11 protein-coding genes and 1 pseudogene are annotated in these 17,591 nt (G+C 54.7%); all 12 read right to left on the bottom strand.

All coding sequences use genetic code 11. The features are described from left to right. Positions 1 to 209: 209 nt before the first annotated feature. Entirely contained in the window at positions 210 to 623 is a 414-nt protein-coding gene (locus ACOYXG_RS16515; protein WP_460352853.1) for a hypothetical protein, read from the bottom strand. A 231-nt stretch (positions 624 to 854) separates the two neighbouring features. Continuing rightward, on the bottom strand, positions 855 to 1,145 hold the full coding sequence (locus tag ACOYXG_RS16510) for a hypothetical protein (protein WP_027611622.1): 291 nt from the start codon (positions 1,143 to 1,145) through the stop codon (positions 855 to 857). A 672-nt stretch (positions 1,146 to 1,817) separates the two neighbouring features. After that, positions 1,818 to 2,204 carry a hypothetical protein gene (locus tag ACOYXG_RS16505; RefSeq protein WP_460352851.1) on the bottom strand — a complete coding sequence of 129 codons (387 nt, stop codon included), beginning with the start codon at positions 2,202 to 2,204 and terminating at the stop codon, positions 1,818 to 1,820. A gap of 34 nt (positions 2,205 to 2,238) precedes the next feature. Further along, entirely contained in the window at positions 2,239 to 2,625 is a 387-nt protein-coding gene (locus ACOYXG_RS16500; protein ID WP_027611624.1) for a hypothetical protein, read from the bottom strand. A 404-nt stretch (positions 2,626 to 3,029) separates the two neighbouring features. Next, positions 3,030 to 5,742 (bottom strand): annotated as a pseudogene (locus ACOYXG_RS16495) (RHS repeat-associated core domain-containing protein); the annotation flags it as partial. Between the two features lie 181 nt (positions 5,743 to 5,923). Continuing rightward, a complete protein-coding gene (locus tag ACOYXG_RS16490) occupies positions 5,924 to 6,223 on the bottom strand; it encodes a DUF3349 domain-containing protein (protein WP_103367665.1) in 300 nt (99 codons plus the stop codon). Between the two features lie 3 nt (positions 6,224 to 6,226). Beyond that, the gene (locus ACOYXG_RS16485; protein ID WP_103367666.1) at positions 6,227 to 11,074 is read right to left on the bottom strand and encodes a DUF1308 domain-containing protein; all 4,848 of its coding nucleotides are present in this window, start codon (positions 11,072 to 11,074) and stop codon (positions 6,227 to 6,229) included. Next, complete coding sequence (locus ACOYXG_RS16480) at positions 11,071 to 11,814, bottom strand: DUF4123 domain-containing protein (protein WP_460352848.1); 744 nt, start codon at positions 11,812 to 11,814, stop codon at positions 11,071 to 11,073. Before ACOYXG_RS16480 ends, ACOYXG_RS16485 begins: the two co-directional genes overlap by 4 nt. Beyond that, positions 11,804 to 13,846 (bottom strand): type VI secretion system Vgr family protein, encoded by a 2,043-nt coding sequence (locus tag ACOYXG_RS16475; RefSeq protein WP_460352846.1) that lies wholly within the window; start codon positions 13,844 to 13,846, stop codon positions 11,804 to 11,806. The genes ACOYXG_RS16480 and ACOYXG_RS16475 overlap by 11 nt, the downstream gene beginning before the upstream one ends. Before the next feature lie 135 nt (positions 13,847 to 13,981). Next, positions 13,982 to 14,497: an Hcp family type VI secretion system effector gene (locus tag ACOYXG_RS16470; RefSeq protein ID WP_003226246.1), complete on the bottom strand. Its 516-nt coding sequence runs from the start codon at positions 14,495 to 14,497 to the stop codon at positions 13,982 to 13,984. A gap of 395 nt (positions 14,498 to 14,892) precedes the next feature. Beyond that, complete coding sequence (hglS, locus tag ACOYXG_RS16465) at positions 14,893 to 16,281, bottom strand: 2-oxoadipate dioxygenase/decarboxylase HglS (RefSeq protein WP_460352843.1); 1,389 nt, start codon at positions 16,279 to 16,281, stop codon at positions 14,893 to 14,895. Positions 16,282 to 16,369: 88 nt separating this feature from the next. After that, positions 16,370 to 17,590, bottom strand: a complete 1,221-nt coding sequence (gene glcF / locus ACOYXG_RS16460; RefSeq protein ID WP_460352841.1) for a glycolate oxidase subunit GlcF — start codon at positions 17,588 to 17,590, stop codon at positions 16,370 to 16,372. Between the last annotated feature and the right edge of the window lies 1 nt (position 17,591).

The raw sequence follows: 17,591 nt of genomic DNA, 5'->3' as shown, positions 1-17,591 counted from the left end.
ACGTCCACTGCTTTTTGTTCGATATTGATGATGTCCACATGTTAGGTTGCTCAAAATGCTTAGTGGTTTCTACTAGATTCTTTGCTTTTACTAAGTTTTAAGTTGGTCATAGATTTAAGTTTAGCAAAAGGGAAGTATTTGTTTTTAATGTCTTCTGAGGTGTCTGTGGAATATGAATTTGTCCCTTTCATCTCTTGATTTTTCTTCATTTATTCGATGTCCATAGCTTTTCTATATTTTTCGAATGTGATAACGCATGCATCATCTTCATCGATTAACTTTTCATAAAAGCTGTCGTCATCAGCCCATTCGCAAAAAACGAGCTGTGTCTTGACTTTTTTATTGTATGTGTCTTTTGAGTTTAGGACCCAATAAGAAGAAAGTTTTTGATCTGTTATTTCAAAAAAATCTAGTGCGAACGGTTTGGGGTATTCATCGTAAGAGTCTGCGCATATATAAATCCATGGGCAATTATCCCAGAACTCTATACCGTAAACCGTATATTCTTTTCCAATTTCTATGTCTAGCTCACTGTCGCTGATCGAGATGTAACGCTCCAGTCTTGTTGCAGTATCTTGCGTAAAGCTGTTGTCTATTTTGTTTGTTTTGCATCTGACTTTCATTTTTCTTTATAGTCCCCAGGTGGCACGGATGGGTCGTTACCCCATGGTTTATATCATCAGTGCTGTGTTTTTTTCAAAAAGGTGACAGATTTGTTTTTTCAATATCTTTGAGTGCTATGGAAAATAATCTGTTTCCTTTGATCGCTGTCCTTATAGATGTAAGCGTATGGAAACTTCGCTGCTGATTATATCTATAAAAGTCTGTTGAGAATTATATGTTTGAAAATTTATTTAAGGTTTCCAAAATTTAATCCCTTCCATGTGGCGCTCAATGTCATCCATGTCATCATCTCCTAGTGTCGAATCAAAATTCTTGCTTATGATTTTTCTTACTTTGGCAAGTCGTTGGGTGACTCCTTCGTTATCAATGAAGTTAGTGGTGGCTTTTTGGTAGTTTTCGATTGGCTTGTCGGAGTAATAGCTACCCATTTTGTGCAGTGAAATTAATATGAACTCGATATCTGCTAGGACTTCGAGAGCATCTTCTCCGTTAAGAATAATTTTTTTGTTGGTTTCTAACATTATTTCCGCCGATTAAATGTGGGGTTTTCAAGCGTCACATTTCCTTTGGGTGTAAGATTTTTATGCCGTATCTACAGTTTTTTTATCCATTCAGGTTTAATAACGGGAAGTGATTTAAAGAGCGGGGTGGATTTGTTTTAGTGTTTTTTTGTAAAGTGTGAAAAATAAATTTTCCCTCTCGCTTTATTTGCTTTTGCTATATTGGTAGGTACTGGGTTTAGATGTCTGTATTTCACGATTCGATCATGAGTGATTCAATTTTTTTATAAATTCAATCTTGCTTTTGGTTCTGAACTCACCAAGAAAGACTTCGGAGTTTTTAACAGGTTTTCCTTTTTGGTCGTGATCGATTTTCAGAAAATCAATTACGAACTCTCCGTTGGGGTCGCCATCAGGTTCTACTCTAGAATCGAAGCAGTGCCCGCTACTTCGACGTACCCCGCCCAATAGTACTGAGCAGGTAAACCAGTCGGTGGTTTCTGGTGTAAATTCAACTTCAAAAAGGTTGTTGATTGTTACTGTCCAACCGCTTGGGACTCGAATCGGTTGAAGTTCATATTTGAGTTTTGGTCTAATTTTACATTGCCCATGTATTTTTTAATTAATTGAAAAAGTCGGCGGATTTATTTCCTTCAACAAAAAAATTAGCTCCCTCTGATTGCAGTTCGGCAACTAGAACGGGTATTCACACCGCCATGGAGTGGTGAAAAGTTCTGGGTCGATGTCATACTTCTCAAGAAGGGCGTTGATTTCCGCCTCAGAGTTCATGGTTTCTATTTTTAAGAGATTGATGTCTCGGTCGTCCACGCCGTCACTTATTTCAAGTGTTTCGGTTGGGATTGTAAATATCACTGTTGCATATCGGAAATTTTTCGATTGATGGATAAAGTCGTAATACTGATATGGATCACTGGTAAAGGGGTATTTGTAAATGGCGTATACTGAAATCCATTTTCTTAGTGAAGGATCTTCGGATTTTAGCTCTTGCGCAATGTTGTTGTAACCTGTTCCGTCGAGCCCATGCCATACGCTTCGTGGGATACATTTTTGTGTTGTCATTTTTGCCCCTCGAACGGATTTTGGTATTGCTTGCTCATATGTTGGTTGGGTGGATGGAGATTTCTTTTGCAATAATATCTACGTATATGGGTAGGGTATGTTTTTTTTGCTCAAGAGAAATTAGTATTATCGCATCCCCAATTTTTAATACACCGCAACCGTCGTCCTCAATAACGATTAACTCTCCTGTGATGTATGTGAATCCTAGTTCGAAGGATATGGAAGGCGTGTTTTTTGAGGAGGGGGTCAAGTTTTCTCCCCAAATGAACTCATCATCTATATTGATTTCGACATCAAGTGTTTGATTTGCGTTAGGGGGCGAACCTGTAAATACTGATAAGCCTTTTCCATAGGGTGTTGAATACTCGACAAGTATTTTATTGTGCGTACTTTTAACTATGCTTGCTATCGTAATATTCATTTATTTTGTTCCTAGTGGTACTCGTATTACGGTGTTGTCGACGTTCATTACATTGTTTATTAGATCTAGTGTCCACGTCTCTTCATGGTAGTGATGCTTATTCGGTTTGCTACTCATTTCGTGGTTACCATACCGAATACTTCTCTTGCCGTCGGCAGACACAATTCTATCGTTGTCTGGTAACCCAGTCCTAGGATGAATATTTGTATACGGCCCCTCACCTAAGAAATCTTCCCATCGTTTTACTGCATCTTGTGGTTTTACTGGTTTACTTCCATAAACCTCATTGTGATATCCCTGACCGATAGGTGGTGGTTCTGGGGGAGCGGAAGGTCCTGCGTCTTTGACTGTATCCCCTGAAGTAGACCCAGGGGTTGCACCTTGCGGTAATTTCTTATCCGCATCAGGACAGTTACCGCTCAAACCCAACGGATCCACCCACCCCGTAGGGTTAGGCACGTACTGGTAGTTATTCAACCCGCCCGCAAGCTTGATCGGGTCCGGCGTCAAAAACCGCCCAGTGCCCGGATTGTAGTAGCGGTGCCGGTTGTAATGTAACCCTGTCTCGGCGTCGAAATACTGACCCTGGAAGCGCAGCGGGTTATCGATTTCGCTGACGTCCAGCGCAGCGAGGTTACCGTAGGCGCGGTACTTCGCGGACCACATGATCTCGCCACTGTAGTCGGTGAGTTCCTGCGGTGTGCCGAGGTGGTCGAGTTGGTAGTAAAACGGCGTGGCTTTGCGCGGGCCTTCGCCATCAAGCATCGCCAGTGGACGGAAGCTGCCCGGCTCGTAAATGTAGCTGCGATAGCGATTGTCTGCGCTTTCGGCGATCAGCCGTTCGCCTTGCCACAAGAACTCGGTGGTCTGACCATCGACAGTTTTTTCGATACGACGACCGAAGGCATCGTATTTGTAGAACGCGGTGCTGCCACCCGGCAGGCTGACGCCGATTAGGCGATGCTGGCAGTCGTAGCGGTATTCGGTAACGAGTTTCTGGCCCGTGCCGCGACGTTCGCGGATCAGGTTGCCATAGGCGTCATAGTCGTAATGACGGTCGCCCTGCATCAGCAAGCGGTTGCCTTTGACGTTGGCGAGGTTGGCCGTGCCTTCGTTGTTCTGACCGAGCAGGTTGCCCGCCGGGTCGTGGGCGAAGCTTTCCGGTGTCGTGCCGCGTACGCTGACCAAGCGATCGAGCGGGTCGTAATGGTAGCTGCGATTGCCTTTGCGGCTGTCGTCAATGCCGGCGAGATTGCCGTTGGCGTCGTAGTTGTAGCGCCGCTGGAACAGGTTTTTATCACGCTGGCCGACGGTGTGTGCTTGCAGGCGGCCTTGTTCGTCGTATTGGTATTGGCTGAGCAACAGGCCTTGCTGGCGCTGTTGTTCGCGACCGGCGCTGAACTGGTGGCTGGTCAGGCGTGAGCCGTTGAGGTCGATGCTGCTCAGGCGTCCGCCGGACAGGTGACGGTAGTCGAGTGTGCTGCCGTCAGGGAGACGGCAGTGACTCAGTTGGCCAACGCTGTCGTATTCGTAACGCGTGGTGCCCCAGCCCTGGTGTTCGGTGATCAGGCGATCCTGCACGTCGTATTCATAGGCGAGCGGCCAGTGGCCGTCGTCGACATTCACCAGACGACCCAAAGCGTCGTAGCTGTAATGAATCTCTTCGCCATCGGCGAGGGTTTTTACCAGCAGACGGCCAGCGGTATCGCGCTGGTATTCGGTAACAAGTTCGCTGCCGTCATCACCGAATTCGGTTTTCTTCAGCAACTGGCCGTTGAGGTCGTATTCGTAGGCCGTGCGACGGCCGTCGAAGCCGGTTTCCTGTTGGATCAGGCCGTTCGAGTAGTAATCGAGCTGGTAATGTTCGCCGCGCTCGTTTTCGATGTCGGTGAGTAACAGACGCGAGTTGTCGTAGCGATAGCGCAGTTGGCTGCCGTCCGGATTGATGCGGCGGCTGACCAGGTGTAGGTTTTCCGCATACTCATATCGCGTGACGCGACCGAGTTCGTCGCGTTCGGCGGTGACGTTGCCATAGGCGTTGTAGGTGAAGGCACGTGTTGCGCCGCCCGGCAGCGTGACTTGTGCCAGGCGGTTGGCCGCATCCCATTGGTAGTGGGTGATGGCGCCGGATTCTTCCTGACGGGTAATCTGCCGACCCAGTGCATCGTAGCGATATTTACGCTGGCCGCCGTCCGGCAGGCGTTCTTCCAGTAACTGCCCGAGGTTGTTCCAGCCGAGTTGATGGCGGCTGCCATCGGGGTGGCGGATCTCCAGCAGGCGACCCTGGGCATCGTAGCTGTATAGCGTGGCATTGCCGTCCGGGTCGATTTGTTGGGTGATGTCGCCCTGACGGTTACGTTGGTACTTCCAGCTGGCTTTGCCGCGATGAACATCGCTGACGAAACCATTGATGTATTCATACGTGGTGGCTTCGTCTTCCGGCGGGATGACGGCAGTCATCAGTCCGTTGTCGTCGTACCGGTATTCGGTGACGGCACCCAACGGATCCTTTTCCGCGATCAACTGACCTTTGTCGTTGTACGCCTTGAGGTGTTCGGCGCCGTCCGGGTCGACCTTGCTGATCAGTCGCGCCTGGTCGTCGTGGGTGTAGACCTCTTCGCTGCCATCGGCGTTGGTTACCGTTACGCTGCCTTTATCGTCCCAGGCGTAATGCGCTTCCATCTGCGAGAAGTTGGCCCAGTGACGGATGCAACGAGACAGTTTGCCTTCGTTCTCCCACTCCCAATAGAAGGCCGCGCCGCCCGCCAGTTGGCGCTCCAGAATCACGTGCTGTTCGTTGTAGCGATAGCGCTCGGCTTCGCCGGCCGCGTTCTTCGCTTCGATCAGACGGTGCTGTGCGTCATAGCTGTACGTCACCAGCGTTTGAACGGTATTCCAGGCATCTTCCAGGTTGTCCGCTGGCAGGAACTGTTGATAGTCCACAGCGATAATGTGTTAGCGGTCGTAACGCAGCAGCAGGGCGCGACCGGCACCGTTATCGAGGCGCTTGATTAGACCGTGGATATCGCGCGTGACGTGCAGCCGATTGCCATAGCTGTCGCTGATGGCGATCAGGGTGGCGCCTTTGCTGTTGAAGCGGAAATGGTAGACGGATGAATTTTTGCCGTCTGGGGCCAGAATCAGAAAAGTGACAGATTTATTCTTGTAAGAAAAAACTGTCACCTAAGCTCGGTTCTCTTTTGTTTGCGTGTCTGTGGCGCTGAGAAGCGAAAAAGAGACAAGAGGTTAGTTTTATCATCATGGGTATATAAAATATACCTGTCAGTTCTCTTATTTCTTAATCATCTACACAGATGGAGTGAAAATTGAATGGTTCTAATTTTTTTCTGACAGAGTCTACTGCTTGTTCACTGGGTTTCTGTGTGCTGACAGATGCGTAGATGTCGTTTATGACTAAATCTGAATCGGTCTTGTTAATTTCTGAAATCAAGGAGGCTAGATTTCTATCAGAAAAATACTCATAAAGAAGAGTCAGTACAGGAAAGTAGTCTGGGGCGGATATACCTTCTGGGTAAGCCTGTTTCAACATGTGAAAAGCATCTAATAAGGACTCATCTAAATCACTTTTTGTCTTCACCTTTTACTCTCCTTTCAAAGGTACTGGGTCGTGAATGTGGACATCAAAATCAACGCCTTGACTGGATGCTCCTCGAACAAATTTGGCATCCGATGTCATTGTTTTAGCACCGATTTTATCTCCAGTACCAAAAATTATTTTATCGTTTTCGCCGACTTTTTTGGTCGTGGTTAACTTGATGGCCCTTTCAGATGGGTCGTCTGGAATGATCTTCACTTTTTCCATGAAACGTTCAGCCCGAGCTTTTTCTTGGGGGCCAGCAATTTTACTGGTGATGTTTTTAAATTCTCCAGCAGCTGTTTCAGTCATAACCATCTGTTTGCCTTGGACTTCGGCTTTCAGACCATGCCTGATAGGCGAGTTCTGCGAGACAAAGGCGTTCGCCGTTCCTGTATCGATATTAATTGGTGTTGGCTGCCCTTCATCTACTTTCACCTTTTCCGGCGGACTTTCGACCTTTCCTGACGATTGGGATGTGCTTTTAAGGCACTCGTTATTCAGGCCCAAAGGATCTACCCAGCCGGTAGGGTTGGGCACGTACTGGTAACTGTTCAGCCCACCTGCAAGCTTAATTGGATCAGGCGTCAAAAACCGTCCAGTGCCTGGATTGTAGTAGCGGTGCCGGTTGTAATGTAACCCTGTCTCTGCGTCGAAATACTGACCTTGGAACCGCAGTGGGTTATCGATTTCACTGACGTCCAGCGCTACCAGATTGCCGTACGCACGGTATTTCGCCGACCACATGATCTCACCGCTGTAGTCGGTGAGTTCTTGCGGTGTACCAAGGTGGTCGAGTTGGTAGTAAAACGGCGTGGCCTTGCGCGGGCCTTCACCATCGAGCATCGCCAGTGGGCGGAAGCTGCCAGGCTCATAGATGTAACTGCGGTAGCGGTTTTCTGCGTTTTCGGCGATCAGCCGCTCGCCTTGCCACAGGAATTCGGTGGTGTGACCGTCGACGGTTTTTTCGATGCGGCGGCCGAAGGCGTCGTACTTGTAACTCGCGGTACTGCCGCCCGGCAGGCTGACGCCGACGAGGCGGTGCTGGCAGTCGTAGCGGTACTCGGTGACGAGTTTCTGGCCTGTGCCGCGACGTTCACGGATCAGGTTACCGTAAGCGTCGTAGTCATAATGGCGGTCGCCTTGCATGAGCAGGCGGTTACCTTTGACGTTGGCGAGGTTTGCCGTGCCTTCGTTGTTCTGACCCAGTAGGTTACCCGCCGGATCGTGGGCGAAACTTTCCGGGGTTGCGCCGCGTACGCTGATCAAGCGATCCAGTGGATCGTAGTGATAGCTGCGGTTGCCTTTGCGGCTGTCGTCGACGCCGGCGAGGTTGCCGTTGGCGTCGTAGTTGTAACGACGCTGGAAGAGGTTTTTGTCACGCTGGTTGACGCTGTGTGCTTGCAGTCGGCCCTGTTCGTCGTACTGATATTGGCTGAGCAGCAGGCCTTGCTGGCGTTGCTGCTCGCGACCGGCGCTGAACTGGTGAGAGGTCAGGCGAGAACCGTTGAGATCGATGCTGCTCAGACGTCCACCGGACAGGTGACGGTAATCGAGCATACTGCCATCGGGCAGGCGGCAGTGACTCAATTGACCGACGCTGTCGTATTCGTACCGGGTGGTGCCCCAGCCCTGGTGCTCGGTGATCAAGCGGTCCTGCACGTCATATTCGTAGGCAAGCGGCCAGTTACCGTCGTCGACGTTGACCAGGCGACCTAGGGCGTCGTAGCTGTAGTGGATTTCCTTGCCGTCGGGCAGGGTCTTTACCAGCAGGCGGCCTGAGGTGTCGCGCTGGTACTCGCTGACCAGCTCACTGCCGTCATCGCCGAACTCGGTTTTCTTTAGCAACTGACCGTTGAGGTCGTACTCATAAGCCGTGCGGCGGCCGTCGAAGCCAGTTTCTTGCTGGATCAGGCCGTTGGCGTAGTAATCGAGGTGGTATTGCTCGCCGCGTTCGTTCTTGATTTCAGTGAGCAACAGACCTGCGTTGTCGTAGCGATAGCGCAGTTGGCTGCCGTCCGGGTTGATACGGCGGCTGACCAGATGCAGGTTGTCAGCGTATTCATAACGGGTGATGCGTCCGAGTTCATCGCGTTCGGCGGTTACGCGGCCGTAAGGGTTGTAAGTAAACGCGCGCGTGGCGCCTCCGGGCAGGGTGACTTGGGTCAGGCGATCAACAGCATCCCATTGGTAATGAGTGATGGCGCTGAATTCGTCTTGCCGGGTAATCAGCCGGCCCAAGGCGTCGTAGCGGTACTTGCGTTGGCCACCGTCCGGCAGACGTTCTTCGAGCAATTGACCGAGGTTGTTCCAACCTAATTGATGGCGGCTGCCATCGGGGTGACGAATTTGCAGCAGTCGGCCCTGACGGTCATAGCTGTACTGGGTTTCATTGCCGTGCGGATCGATTTGCTGGGTGATGTCGCCTTGCGGGTTGTAGTCGTACTGCCAGCGACCTTTGCCTCGTCTGACCTCGATCAGTTGGCCGTTGTAATAGTTGTAACGCGTGGGCTCGTCTTCTGGGGGAATCACGGCCAGCAACCGGCCAGCGTTGTTGTACTGATACTCGGTGATGGCGCCCATTGGGTCTTTTACAGCGATCAAACGGCCCTGATCGTCGTAGGCTTTTTGAGTTTCTGCGCCATCCGGAGCGGTTTCGCTGATCAGACGCGCATTTTCGTCATGCACGTAAACCTGTTCACTACCATCACCGTTGTAAACCGTTACCGTACCGTTGTCGTCCCACTCATAGCGTGTTTCCAGTGGCGAGTAGTTTGCCCAGTGGCGGACGCAACGGGAAAATTTGCCATCACGCTCCCACTCCCAGAAGAAGCTGGCGCCGCCTGCCAGTTGCCGCTCGAGAATCACGTGCTGCTGGTTGTACCGGTAATACTCGGTTTCACCGGCGGCGTTAGTTGCCGAAACGAGTTGATGTTGAGCGTTATACGCGTATGAGACTAGCGTCTTCAGGGTTAGCCATGGATCCTGGCGTTTCCCGGACTCGTCATATTCCGAACGTTGTTGCTGTTGATCCACGGCAATGATATGCCGGTCGTCGTAGCGCAGCAGTAAAGCCCGGCCGGCGCCATTGTCGATGCGCTGAATGCGCCCGACCAAGTCATAGCTGATGTGCACCTGGTTTTCATACGAATCACTGATGGTGGTCAGCCGGTTTGCGCGGAAATGATAGAAACGCGGTTTTGCCCCGGCCTGCGTAAGAATCAGTTCACCGGGTGCATCCCCCAGGAAAATCGCTGCTTGAGCAAGGCTGTTCGTGATGGCAGGTCTTTGCTCGGTCGGTATCGGGAACCGGGTTTGACGGTTTTCGTTGTCCGTCCACAGCACGCCTTCATCATTGATCTGCAGGCGATGAGAAAACGAGTGGCTCCAGCCCGGCCCCATGCGGTTATCGATTTCGACGGCGCTGCTGCGGTAGAGACGGGTCCACTCCAGGGGTAACAGGCCGCCCAGCTCACCGTCGGTGAGGGTGAGCAGTTCTTCACCGGTGACCATGGAAACGGGGTCACCGTTAGTGCAGGTTTTGTTGGCACACTGAGCGGGTTGATCAGCCTGGTTCTTGGCCTGGGCGGGCGCGTTTTCAACCTTCTCCTGCTGCTCGAGGCGGGTTTCGTTCTGGGTTTTGTTTCGTGCGTGGATTTGCGCGTCGTTTTCGACTTTCCCTCCTGTCGTGGGAGAGGGGCGCTTCGGAGCGGTGGCTGTTTGTGCAGGCGTATGATCAGCGACAGTAGCCACTGCTTTTTTGCCTGAATTGGTGACACCGTTGCCGTGAAACCTCAATGAAGCGGCTGCATCCGCATGGGCTTTGGAGCGAATCCTGCTGATTTCGATGAGCTTGGCGGTGACTTTCTCAACCATGTTGATCGCTTTTTGCGCTTGCAACGTGCCCTTGACCGTTTTAGCTCCTGCGCGCAATGCAACGCCCAGTCCACCTGTGAAAATGATCCCCAGCACGATATAGAGGATTTCCGACTTCAATCTGGCCAATACTTCGGTGCGGGTCTGCGGTGGCAGCATCGACACCCACGTCCAAACGGAAGAGACATAAACCCAAAGCAACGGCTCATCACTTGCGATTAGAAAACTGGTGCGAAGTGCTTCCGTGGAAGCGTTATAGATCTTCTTGATATTTTCGTCGGTGAAGAATTTTTTGAGCGTTTCATAGTTCTCGCGAGGGTGAGTCACCAGATGAAATAGCGACTTGATATCGCCCCAGATACCCATGACGAATTTCCAGAAACCATCCAGTTCGGATTGCAACTGCTGCCAGAAGCGCCCAGCGATCGAAGCGTCGTTATGTTCTTTCCACAACGGCAGGCAAGTGGTTGTCCATTCTGAAGACAACCACTTGCTTAGATCGCCGATGACGTCGTCGTAGGATTTGAACAGTCGATCGTTGTCTGCGCTGGTCAGGCCAGGGAAAAAGCTAATCCGGTACAGCTGGCGAGGCTTCAGGTCGCTGACGACTTCAATTCCGGTTGCCCCGATGGTTTTGCGCACGACTTCCCCTGCCACAGGGTTGTTCTTCGCATCGACGGGAGTCAGGACTACTGGCGTGTTGCCAATCGGCACAAAACGCGCCGATTCAAAACTATGAATCAGCGTGAGTTTTCCATTCTCGGGACAGGTAGCGAAATACACGGCTTTGTTCTTGCTGTCCGCCGCGACGGGTTTTTTGACCTCGTCCCCAACTTGAAATTGCTGCTCCATTTCCAGGCCAGGAATGACGCGGGCAGTGGAACGGTAACTTTTCAGGCAATTCTTGAACTCCGCAATGAGCGTGTTGAAGTCAGGCTGTTTAGCGGTGACATGAGCGATCGTATCCAATGGGGTCATACCACCACCTCTTTTTCCAAATAGGCCTTCAACAGCCCGGTAAAATTTTCTTCCGTGAGTGGCGTGCGTTTTACGAACCGCGCCACTTTTTGTTTCAGGTTTGATTCGGGGAAGGAGAAATACAGATCAGCATGTTCTTCTTGCAGCCACTGCAGCATATTGCCGATGACGGTCGACGGGTTTTCCTTGGTCAAGCTGTCCAGCAATGGTTTCGGCACCTCCCACCACGGCCAATCCTTCACCTTCGGCAGCACCCGTGTCCCAACCTCCAGCGTCTGCCCATTAATCAGATACCGCTCAAACACCGGCAGTACTTCTCCAGCCTTCTCCCCAAGCCCCTTCAGAATCGGATAAATATGCCGCCCATCCCAGAAGCGGAAAAACACCTCAGTCCCGTCGGGCATCTTCACCTGTGTCAGGCTGCGCAGGTGCTCGAACACGTCGTTCGGTTCGGCGTATGACACCGCCAGCCAGCCCCAGTCGAGGGCGTCGGTTTCGGCGATCCACGGCAGGAATGCCGAGTTCGGTTTGAGTTCGGTGACGTAGGGCATCACTGGTTGCCAAGTGGAGTAGGGCGTGCCGCCCCAGATTGGCAGGAGCTGGGCGGTGGGTTCGGTCAGGTACAGGGTTTTCAGCGCGTCGGCATCGCTTGCTGCGCTGACGATCAGGTACAGGCGCTCGCCACTCTGCAGCGGCTGTTGTGCCAGCCAGTCCTTGGGTGTCAGTCGATCAGATGGCACAGGCACCTGCCTTGCATTTTTCGCATTCTTCGCAGAACGGCGCGTTACGTTTGAGGGTGTTGATCTGGGCCGGGGTCAGGACCTGGCCGGCCTTGTCGGCGTCGGCCTGTTTCAGCACGCCGGGCATCAGCGGGGCGGCCCCGGTGCCGCTGCCGGGGCTGCCGCCGGAGTTGATGTTGATCGTCGGGCCGCTCATGGTCACGCCGCCGGCGTCGATCTTGATGAAGCTGCCGCCGCCGACCAGAGTCAACTCGGCGCCGGCTTCGAGCACGACTTTCATTCCGCTGCTGAGGTGGATTTCCTGGCCGGCATCAATGAACTGGCCGGTGCCGATCTTGATGTGCTGGTTGACGCCCACGGTCAGGTGGTCGTTGGCGCGGGCTTCGACTTTGCGGTCTTCGTAGACGGTGTGATGTTCTTCGGCTTTGAATTCCGTGTAGCTGTTCTGCTCGACGGTGTCGTGGCGTTCGTTGCCGACGCGGATCTTCTGGTCGTGCTCGATGTTCTCGTCCCAGTCGCGCTGGGCGTGGAGGAAGATCTGCTCCTGACCTTTTTTGTCTTCGATGCGCAGTTCGTTGTAACCGCCGCCACCCATCGAGCTCAGGGTCTTGAAGGTGCTACGGGTCTTGTTTGCCGGCAGCTCATACGGGACGGTGTTTTCCTTGTGGTACAGGCAGCCGCTGATCAGCGGTTGATCGGGGTCGCCCTCAAGGAAGGTGACCAGCACTTCCATGCCGATGCGCGGGATGGCGATGCCGCCGTACTGGGCGCCGGCCCAGGCGCTGGAGACGCGCAGCCAGCAACTGGTCTTGTCGTCGGCCTGGCCTTCGCGGTCCCAGTGGAACTGGACTTTGACCCGGCCGTACTGGTCGCAGTGGATCTCTTCGCCTTTCGGGCCGGTAACCACTGCGCTCTGGCTACCGAGGATGCGCGGTTTCGGGTGGCGCAGCGGTGGACGGTTCGGCACGTCCCACGGGGTCGCCTGGAAGCGGTTGCGATAGCCCTGATGGAAATCGTCTTTAAGGGCAGTGGTGTCGCTGGTCACCGATTCTTCCAGCACTTGCGGCTGCTTGCCTTCGTGCAGGACTTCGGTCAGCAGCCACAGGTCGTTCCACTTGGCCTTCGGGTGTTCGGTCAGGGCGAGGAAATGGCCGCTGACCAGCAGCGGCTGATCGCTCTTGCCTTCGGCAAGCTGGAAGTCGCTGCGGTGACGTTCTAGGGCGCGTTTGGCCAAGTGCTTGCCGCGCTCGCGGTCGATGAACCGGCCCGGGTAGTCGTAGTCTTCGAGGTCGGGCAGGGCGTCGCCACGGTTTTCGCTTTCCAGCGTCAGGCGCGGTTTTTCGAAGTCGTAATCGCGGCGCGTGGTACGGCTGGTGCGGGTTTCCAGACGCAGGTCGAAACGCTTGATCACCGGGTTGCTGGCGACCATGCCGGAGTCTTGCTGGTAGGCCACAGGCTGGAGTTTCGGGAACACTGTCTGGTCATCGCCGAACACCAGCTTGTGCGCCGTGGCGCTGTGCTGGAAGTGGTAGTGAATACCTTCTTCCTCGCACAGGCGCTGGATGAAATGCAGGTCCGATTCATCGTATTGCACGCAGTAGATGCGCTCGGGATAGATCGAACCGGTCTTGAACTCGTAGGCGTTGCTCTGGATGCCGTGCTCTTCGAGGACCATGCCGATGATTTTCGGCACCGTGAGGTTCTGGAAGATGCGTTGGTTGACGCGGTGCGCCAGGTACGACAATTGCGGGCGCAGGGTCACCGAATAGCGCGTCAGGCGCTTGCCCGAGTCACCTTGCGCGGCGCGGTAGATCTGGCCGTGGATGCCGCTGCCATCGGGCGACAGCTGCAGAAAGGCCGGTTTGTGCAGCAGGGTTTCGAGGTCCAGCGACGGCTGCTCACTGACCAGCTCCACCTCAAACACAAAAGGCTGGCTGATGGCTTCCCGGCCGGTCAGGGTAAATACCTGAAAATCGGCGGAGAGCCCTTCGATGGTCAGGGCAAAGTGGGTTTCATTGGCCGGCGCGAACATCCCTTGTTCCTCGTGCTGTACAGCGGCGCTCGTCGACGGCCGCAAAAAAAGCGGCTCAACGTACGCGAAATTCTGGAGGGGCGTAAACAACATCGACCAGCAGGGCTGGTCGATGCTTGTAACGATCAGCCGTAATTAAACGACTGGAGCACGCCAGTCATCGGAACCCGAAGTACCGGATACTTCGTGGGTCCAAGTGATTTTGCGGTAGGTGAACTGCACTTCTTCCAGGTGGGTGAAGTGCGAGTTGCCTGGATCCTGGCAGTTGTGCATTTTGTTGTTGATGGCGACGATGATCGCGTCTTCCAGTTTGGTGGTGTAGTAGTGCTCTTGGGTACCTTGAGCAGAAGTACGGTACCACTGGATAACGATTTCGCTCATGCGCTCGCCGGAGGTCAGAGCCGCTTGCAGCAGAGGCGAAGCCTTGTCGTAGACCTTGGTGATGATCACTGGCTTGTGAACGCGCTGACCGGTTGGCTGACCGGATTGTGGGTCACGCGGGATGATCACGTCGTGGCTGAAAGCCTGAACCATAACCTGGTCTTCGTGGCCTTCCTGGTAGGTGTTGCCAACGGAGTCGGCGGTGAAGGCGCCGGCAGTGATCAGGCCTTGTTTTTCGCCGGTAACCGACATGTACGCTGGTGTTGCCATGGGGTGCTCTCCTTGCGGATAAATTTAGGGTGCCCGGGAGGCGAAATCGCCCGGTGGGTGCCTGACTGTTATCAAGGAGCGTGCCAGGTTTGCCGAAGGTCCCGGCAACCGGGGGTGGAGTGGCTCTGGCGTGCGGTTTTGACGATGTTTTTTGCTGAATCGAGAGGGAAAGTGCGCAACTTCTTGCGCAGTACTGCGCAAGAAGTTGCGCACTTGGCTGTAAGCCACGCCAGTCAAGGCCTGCAGCGCGATGAATTGCCTTTTTCACCGAACAAGTGCGCAAGAAGTTGCGCAGTAAGGCCAAGGGCCAGCGTCGAGCGTTTCGCCTTGTTGTCGCGACTGCGCTAGAGGCAACATTTGATTCTGTGGCGAGGGAGCAAGCTCCCTCGCCACAGTCAGAACAGTTTCAGGTCCAAAACCTGGGCGCACTCCTCAATCGAACGCCGCTGCGTCTGGGCATACAACCCCAGCTCATCAATCGTCGCGCGGCCCAAGGCCTGTTCAAACGCCTGACGGTTCGAGTGTTCGCCATAGTGCGTCTGCGCAGCATCCCCAAGGTTCGACTGAAAAATCCCCGCCGCACTCACCGGCAGGAAATCTTCGTACACCAACGGTTCAGCTTTCACATGGCCCTCACGGAGCAAATCCTCCAGCGATGCCGACGTGAGGCTACCCGCTGCCAGGCCTTTTTCCGTAGGGAAGTAGCGAAAGTACGCCAGCTCCTGTTCGCGCATGCCTTCGACGCTGTCAGGAAATTCGCCAAAGTGCTGAGTCATCAGCTCGTTATAGCGTGCGGCGTTGCCTTCGTTGGGGAAGTCACCGAGTTCATCGCGGGCGGCATTCAGCAAACGGTCATACAGCGCTCGCCCCTTGGGAGTCAGCGCCGCACCGCGTTGTTCGATTTCGCCGAAGCGCGCGCTGTGGCTGCCACGGGTGTTGTGCTGGTCGGTGAAAGTGATCGGCTCATCCAGCGCTTTGAAACTGGTCTGGCGCAGCAGGATGGGGCAGTGCCGACGCGGCGGCCCTTCGATTACCGCTTTCGGGGTGATGCCATGCACCGGCATTTGCGCCTGAACCTTGTCGATGTCCAGCGTGCGCGGGGTCAGGTGGTTGATGTGCGGGCCTTTGAACGCCACCACATCGGCGATCAGACGGTGCTGAGCGCTGAGGGTCTGGTACTGCGCGGCGGTGACGGTTGCGCTGTGGTGCCAGCGAAAGGTCTCCAGGGCCTGCAGGACAAATTCCTCCGCTTCAGGCTCATTCAGCCCACCCGCTGACTCAGCCTGCTCGATCAGGTGCAAGACAGTAGGGGTAAAGATCGAACGCTGATTCAGTACCGATTCAGCAAACGCGCGCAGCTCGGGATCTTCGATCAGTTCCAGACGCAGCAACGAAGTGAACACCCGAAACGGACTGACCTGCAGCGCCGCTTCATGCACCGCGCGAAACGCCGTGGAGTGCACCGGCACGCCCGCCGGGGTCAGGTCGTAATAACCCACCGGTTGCATGCCCATCACCGCGAACAAACGGGCGAGGGTCGCCAGCTCCTTGGCCGTACCGACGCGGATGGCGCCGTGGCGCTCCATGTCCAGCCGTTGGATTTCACCGGTGCTGTCGAGCTGCCGTGCGATGTCCGGCTGAGCCGCCAGCACTTCGCGGTTGGTCTGATCCACCAGCTCCATCAGCGCGCCGTACAGCGGCACTTCTTCGCGGTACATGTCGGACATCGCTTTGGAGAAGCGTTGGCGGATCAGGTCGGGGCTGACGAAAGGCTGCACGGTCATGAAAAAAATTCCTGCCACGGTCACGGTTTGGATGGAGGAAAAGATCGCAGCCTTCGCCGACGGCGGCAAACGAAGAATCCTACGAACTTCATTCTGCCAACGACTGATCCACCAGTTCGATCCAGTGCAAAACCTGGGTGCGCCCGCCGCCGGCCAGATGATTCTGGCAACCGATGTTGGAGGTGACGATCAGGTCCGGGCGATCGCTCTCCAAGGCGTTGAGGCGGTTGTCGCGCAGTTGCCGGGCAAGGGTCGGTTGCGTCAACGAATAGGTGCCGGCCGAACCGCAACACAAATGCCCGTCCGGCACCGCCGTGAGGTTGAAGCCCAGCCGGGTCAACAGTGTCTCCACCGCGCCGCCGAGTTTCAGCGCATGTTGCAAGGTGCAGGGGCAATGCACGGCGATCCTGCGTTGGCTGGCGGCGCACAGTTTCTTCAAGGGTTCCCGGGCCAGGATCTGTACCAGATCCAGCGTCCGTTCGCTGATCTGCCGCGCCTTGTCGGCGTAGCGCGGATCCTGTGCCAGCAAATGCCCGTAATCCTTGATGAACGCGCCACAACCGCTGGCCGTCTGTACGATGGCTTCCGCGCCGTTTTCCAGGTGCGGCCACCACGCGTCGATGTTCTGCCGCGCGCGGTCGAGGCCCTTGGCCTGGGCGTCGAGGTGATAGTCCAGCGCGCCGCAGCAACCGGCCTCGGCCACCGGCGTCACGCTGATCCCCAACCGATCGAGCACCCGCGCCGTCGCATCATTGGTGTTCGGCGACAGGCCCGGTTGCACACAACCTTCGAGCAGCAGCACCCGCCGTGCGTGGCGCGGAGCAGGGCGTGTGCCAGACGCTGGCGAGCGCTGGGGCAATTTGCTTTCGAACAGGCGCGGCAGCAAAGGCCGGAACGTCGTGCCGACCCGCAACAAGCCCTTGAACACCCCGGGATTCGGCGCCAGTGCGCGCAGACCCTCGCGTAACAAGCGCTGGGCAGCGGGGCGCGGCACCGCCTGATCGACCACCGCCCGTCCGATATCCAGCAGGTTGTGATAGTCGACACCGGAAGGGCAGGTGGTTTCGCAGTTGCGGCAGGACAGGCAGCGATCCAGATGCAGTTGTGTCTGCTCGGTAGCGGGAGCGCCTTCAAGCACTTGCTTGATCAGATAGATGCGTCCGCGCGGCCCGTCAAGCTCATCGCCGAGCAACTGATAGGTCGGGCAGGTGGCGTTGCAAAAACCGCAATGCACGCAGGTACGGAGGATTTTTTCCGCCTCGGCCGCACGCGGCAGTTGTCGGGACTCTTCGCTGAGGGTGGTTTGCATG

The organism is Pseudomonas sp. G3-39, from assembly GCF_054790485.1.
This window is presented reverse-complemented; position numbering and strand designations above follow the sequence as displayed.

Excerpts from the sequence above, each read along its gene's own strand:
- ACOYXG_RS16515 (WP_460352853.1), bottom strand. The coding sequence starts at position 623 with ATGAAAGTCAGATGCAAAACAAACAAAATAGACAACAGCTTTACGCAA.
- ACOYXG_RS16510 (WP_027611622.1), bottom strand. The coding sequence starts at position 1,145 with ATGTTAGAAACCAACAAAAAAATTATTCTTAACGGAGAAGATGCTCTC.
- ACOYXG_RS16505 (WP_460352851.1), bottom strand. The coding sequence starts at position 2,204 with ATGACAACACAAAAATGTATCCCACGAAGCGTATGGCATGGGCTCGAC.
- ACOYXG_RS16500 (WP_027611624.1), bottom strand. The coding sequence starts at position 2,625 with ATGAATATTACGATAGCAAGCATAGTTAAAAGTACGCACAATAAAATA.
- ACOYXG_RS16485 (WP_103367666.1), bottom strand. The coding sequence starts at position 11,074 with ATGACCCCATTGGATACGATCGCTCATGTCACCGCTAAACAGCCTGAC.
- ACOYXG_RS16475 (WP_460352846.1), bottom strand. The coding sequence starts at position 13,846 with ATGTTCGCGCCGGCCAATGAAACCCACTTTGCCCTGACCATCGAAGGG.
- ACOYXG_RS16470 (WP_003226246.1), bottom strand. The coding sequence starts at position 14,497 with ATGGCAACACCAGCGTACATGTCGGTTACCGGCGAAAAACAAGGCCTG.
- hglS (WP_460352843.1), bottom strand. The coding sequence starts at position 16,281 with ATGACCGTGCAGCCTTTCGTCAGCCCCGACCTGATCCGCCAACGCTTC.
- glcF (WP_460352841.1), bottom strand. The coding sequence starts at position 17,590 with ATGCAAACCACCCTCAGCGAAGAGTCCCGACAACTGCCGCGTGCGGCC.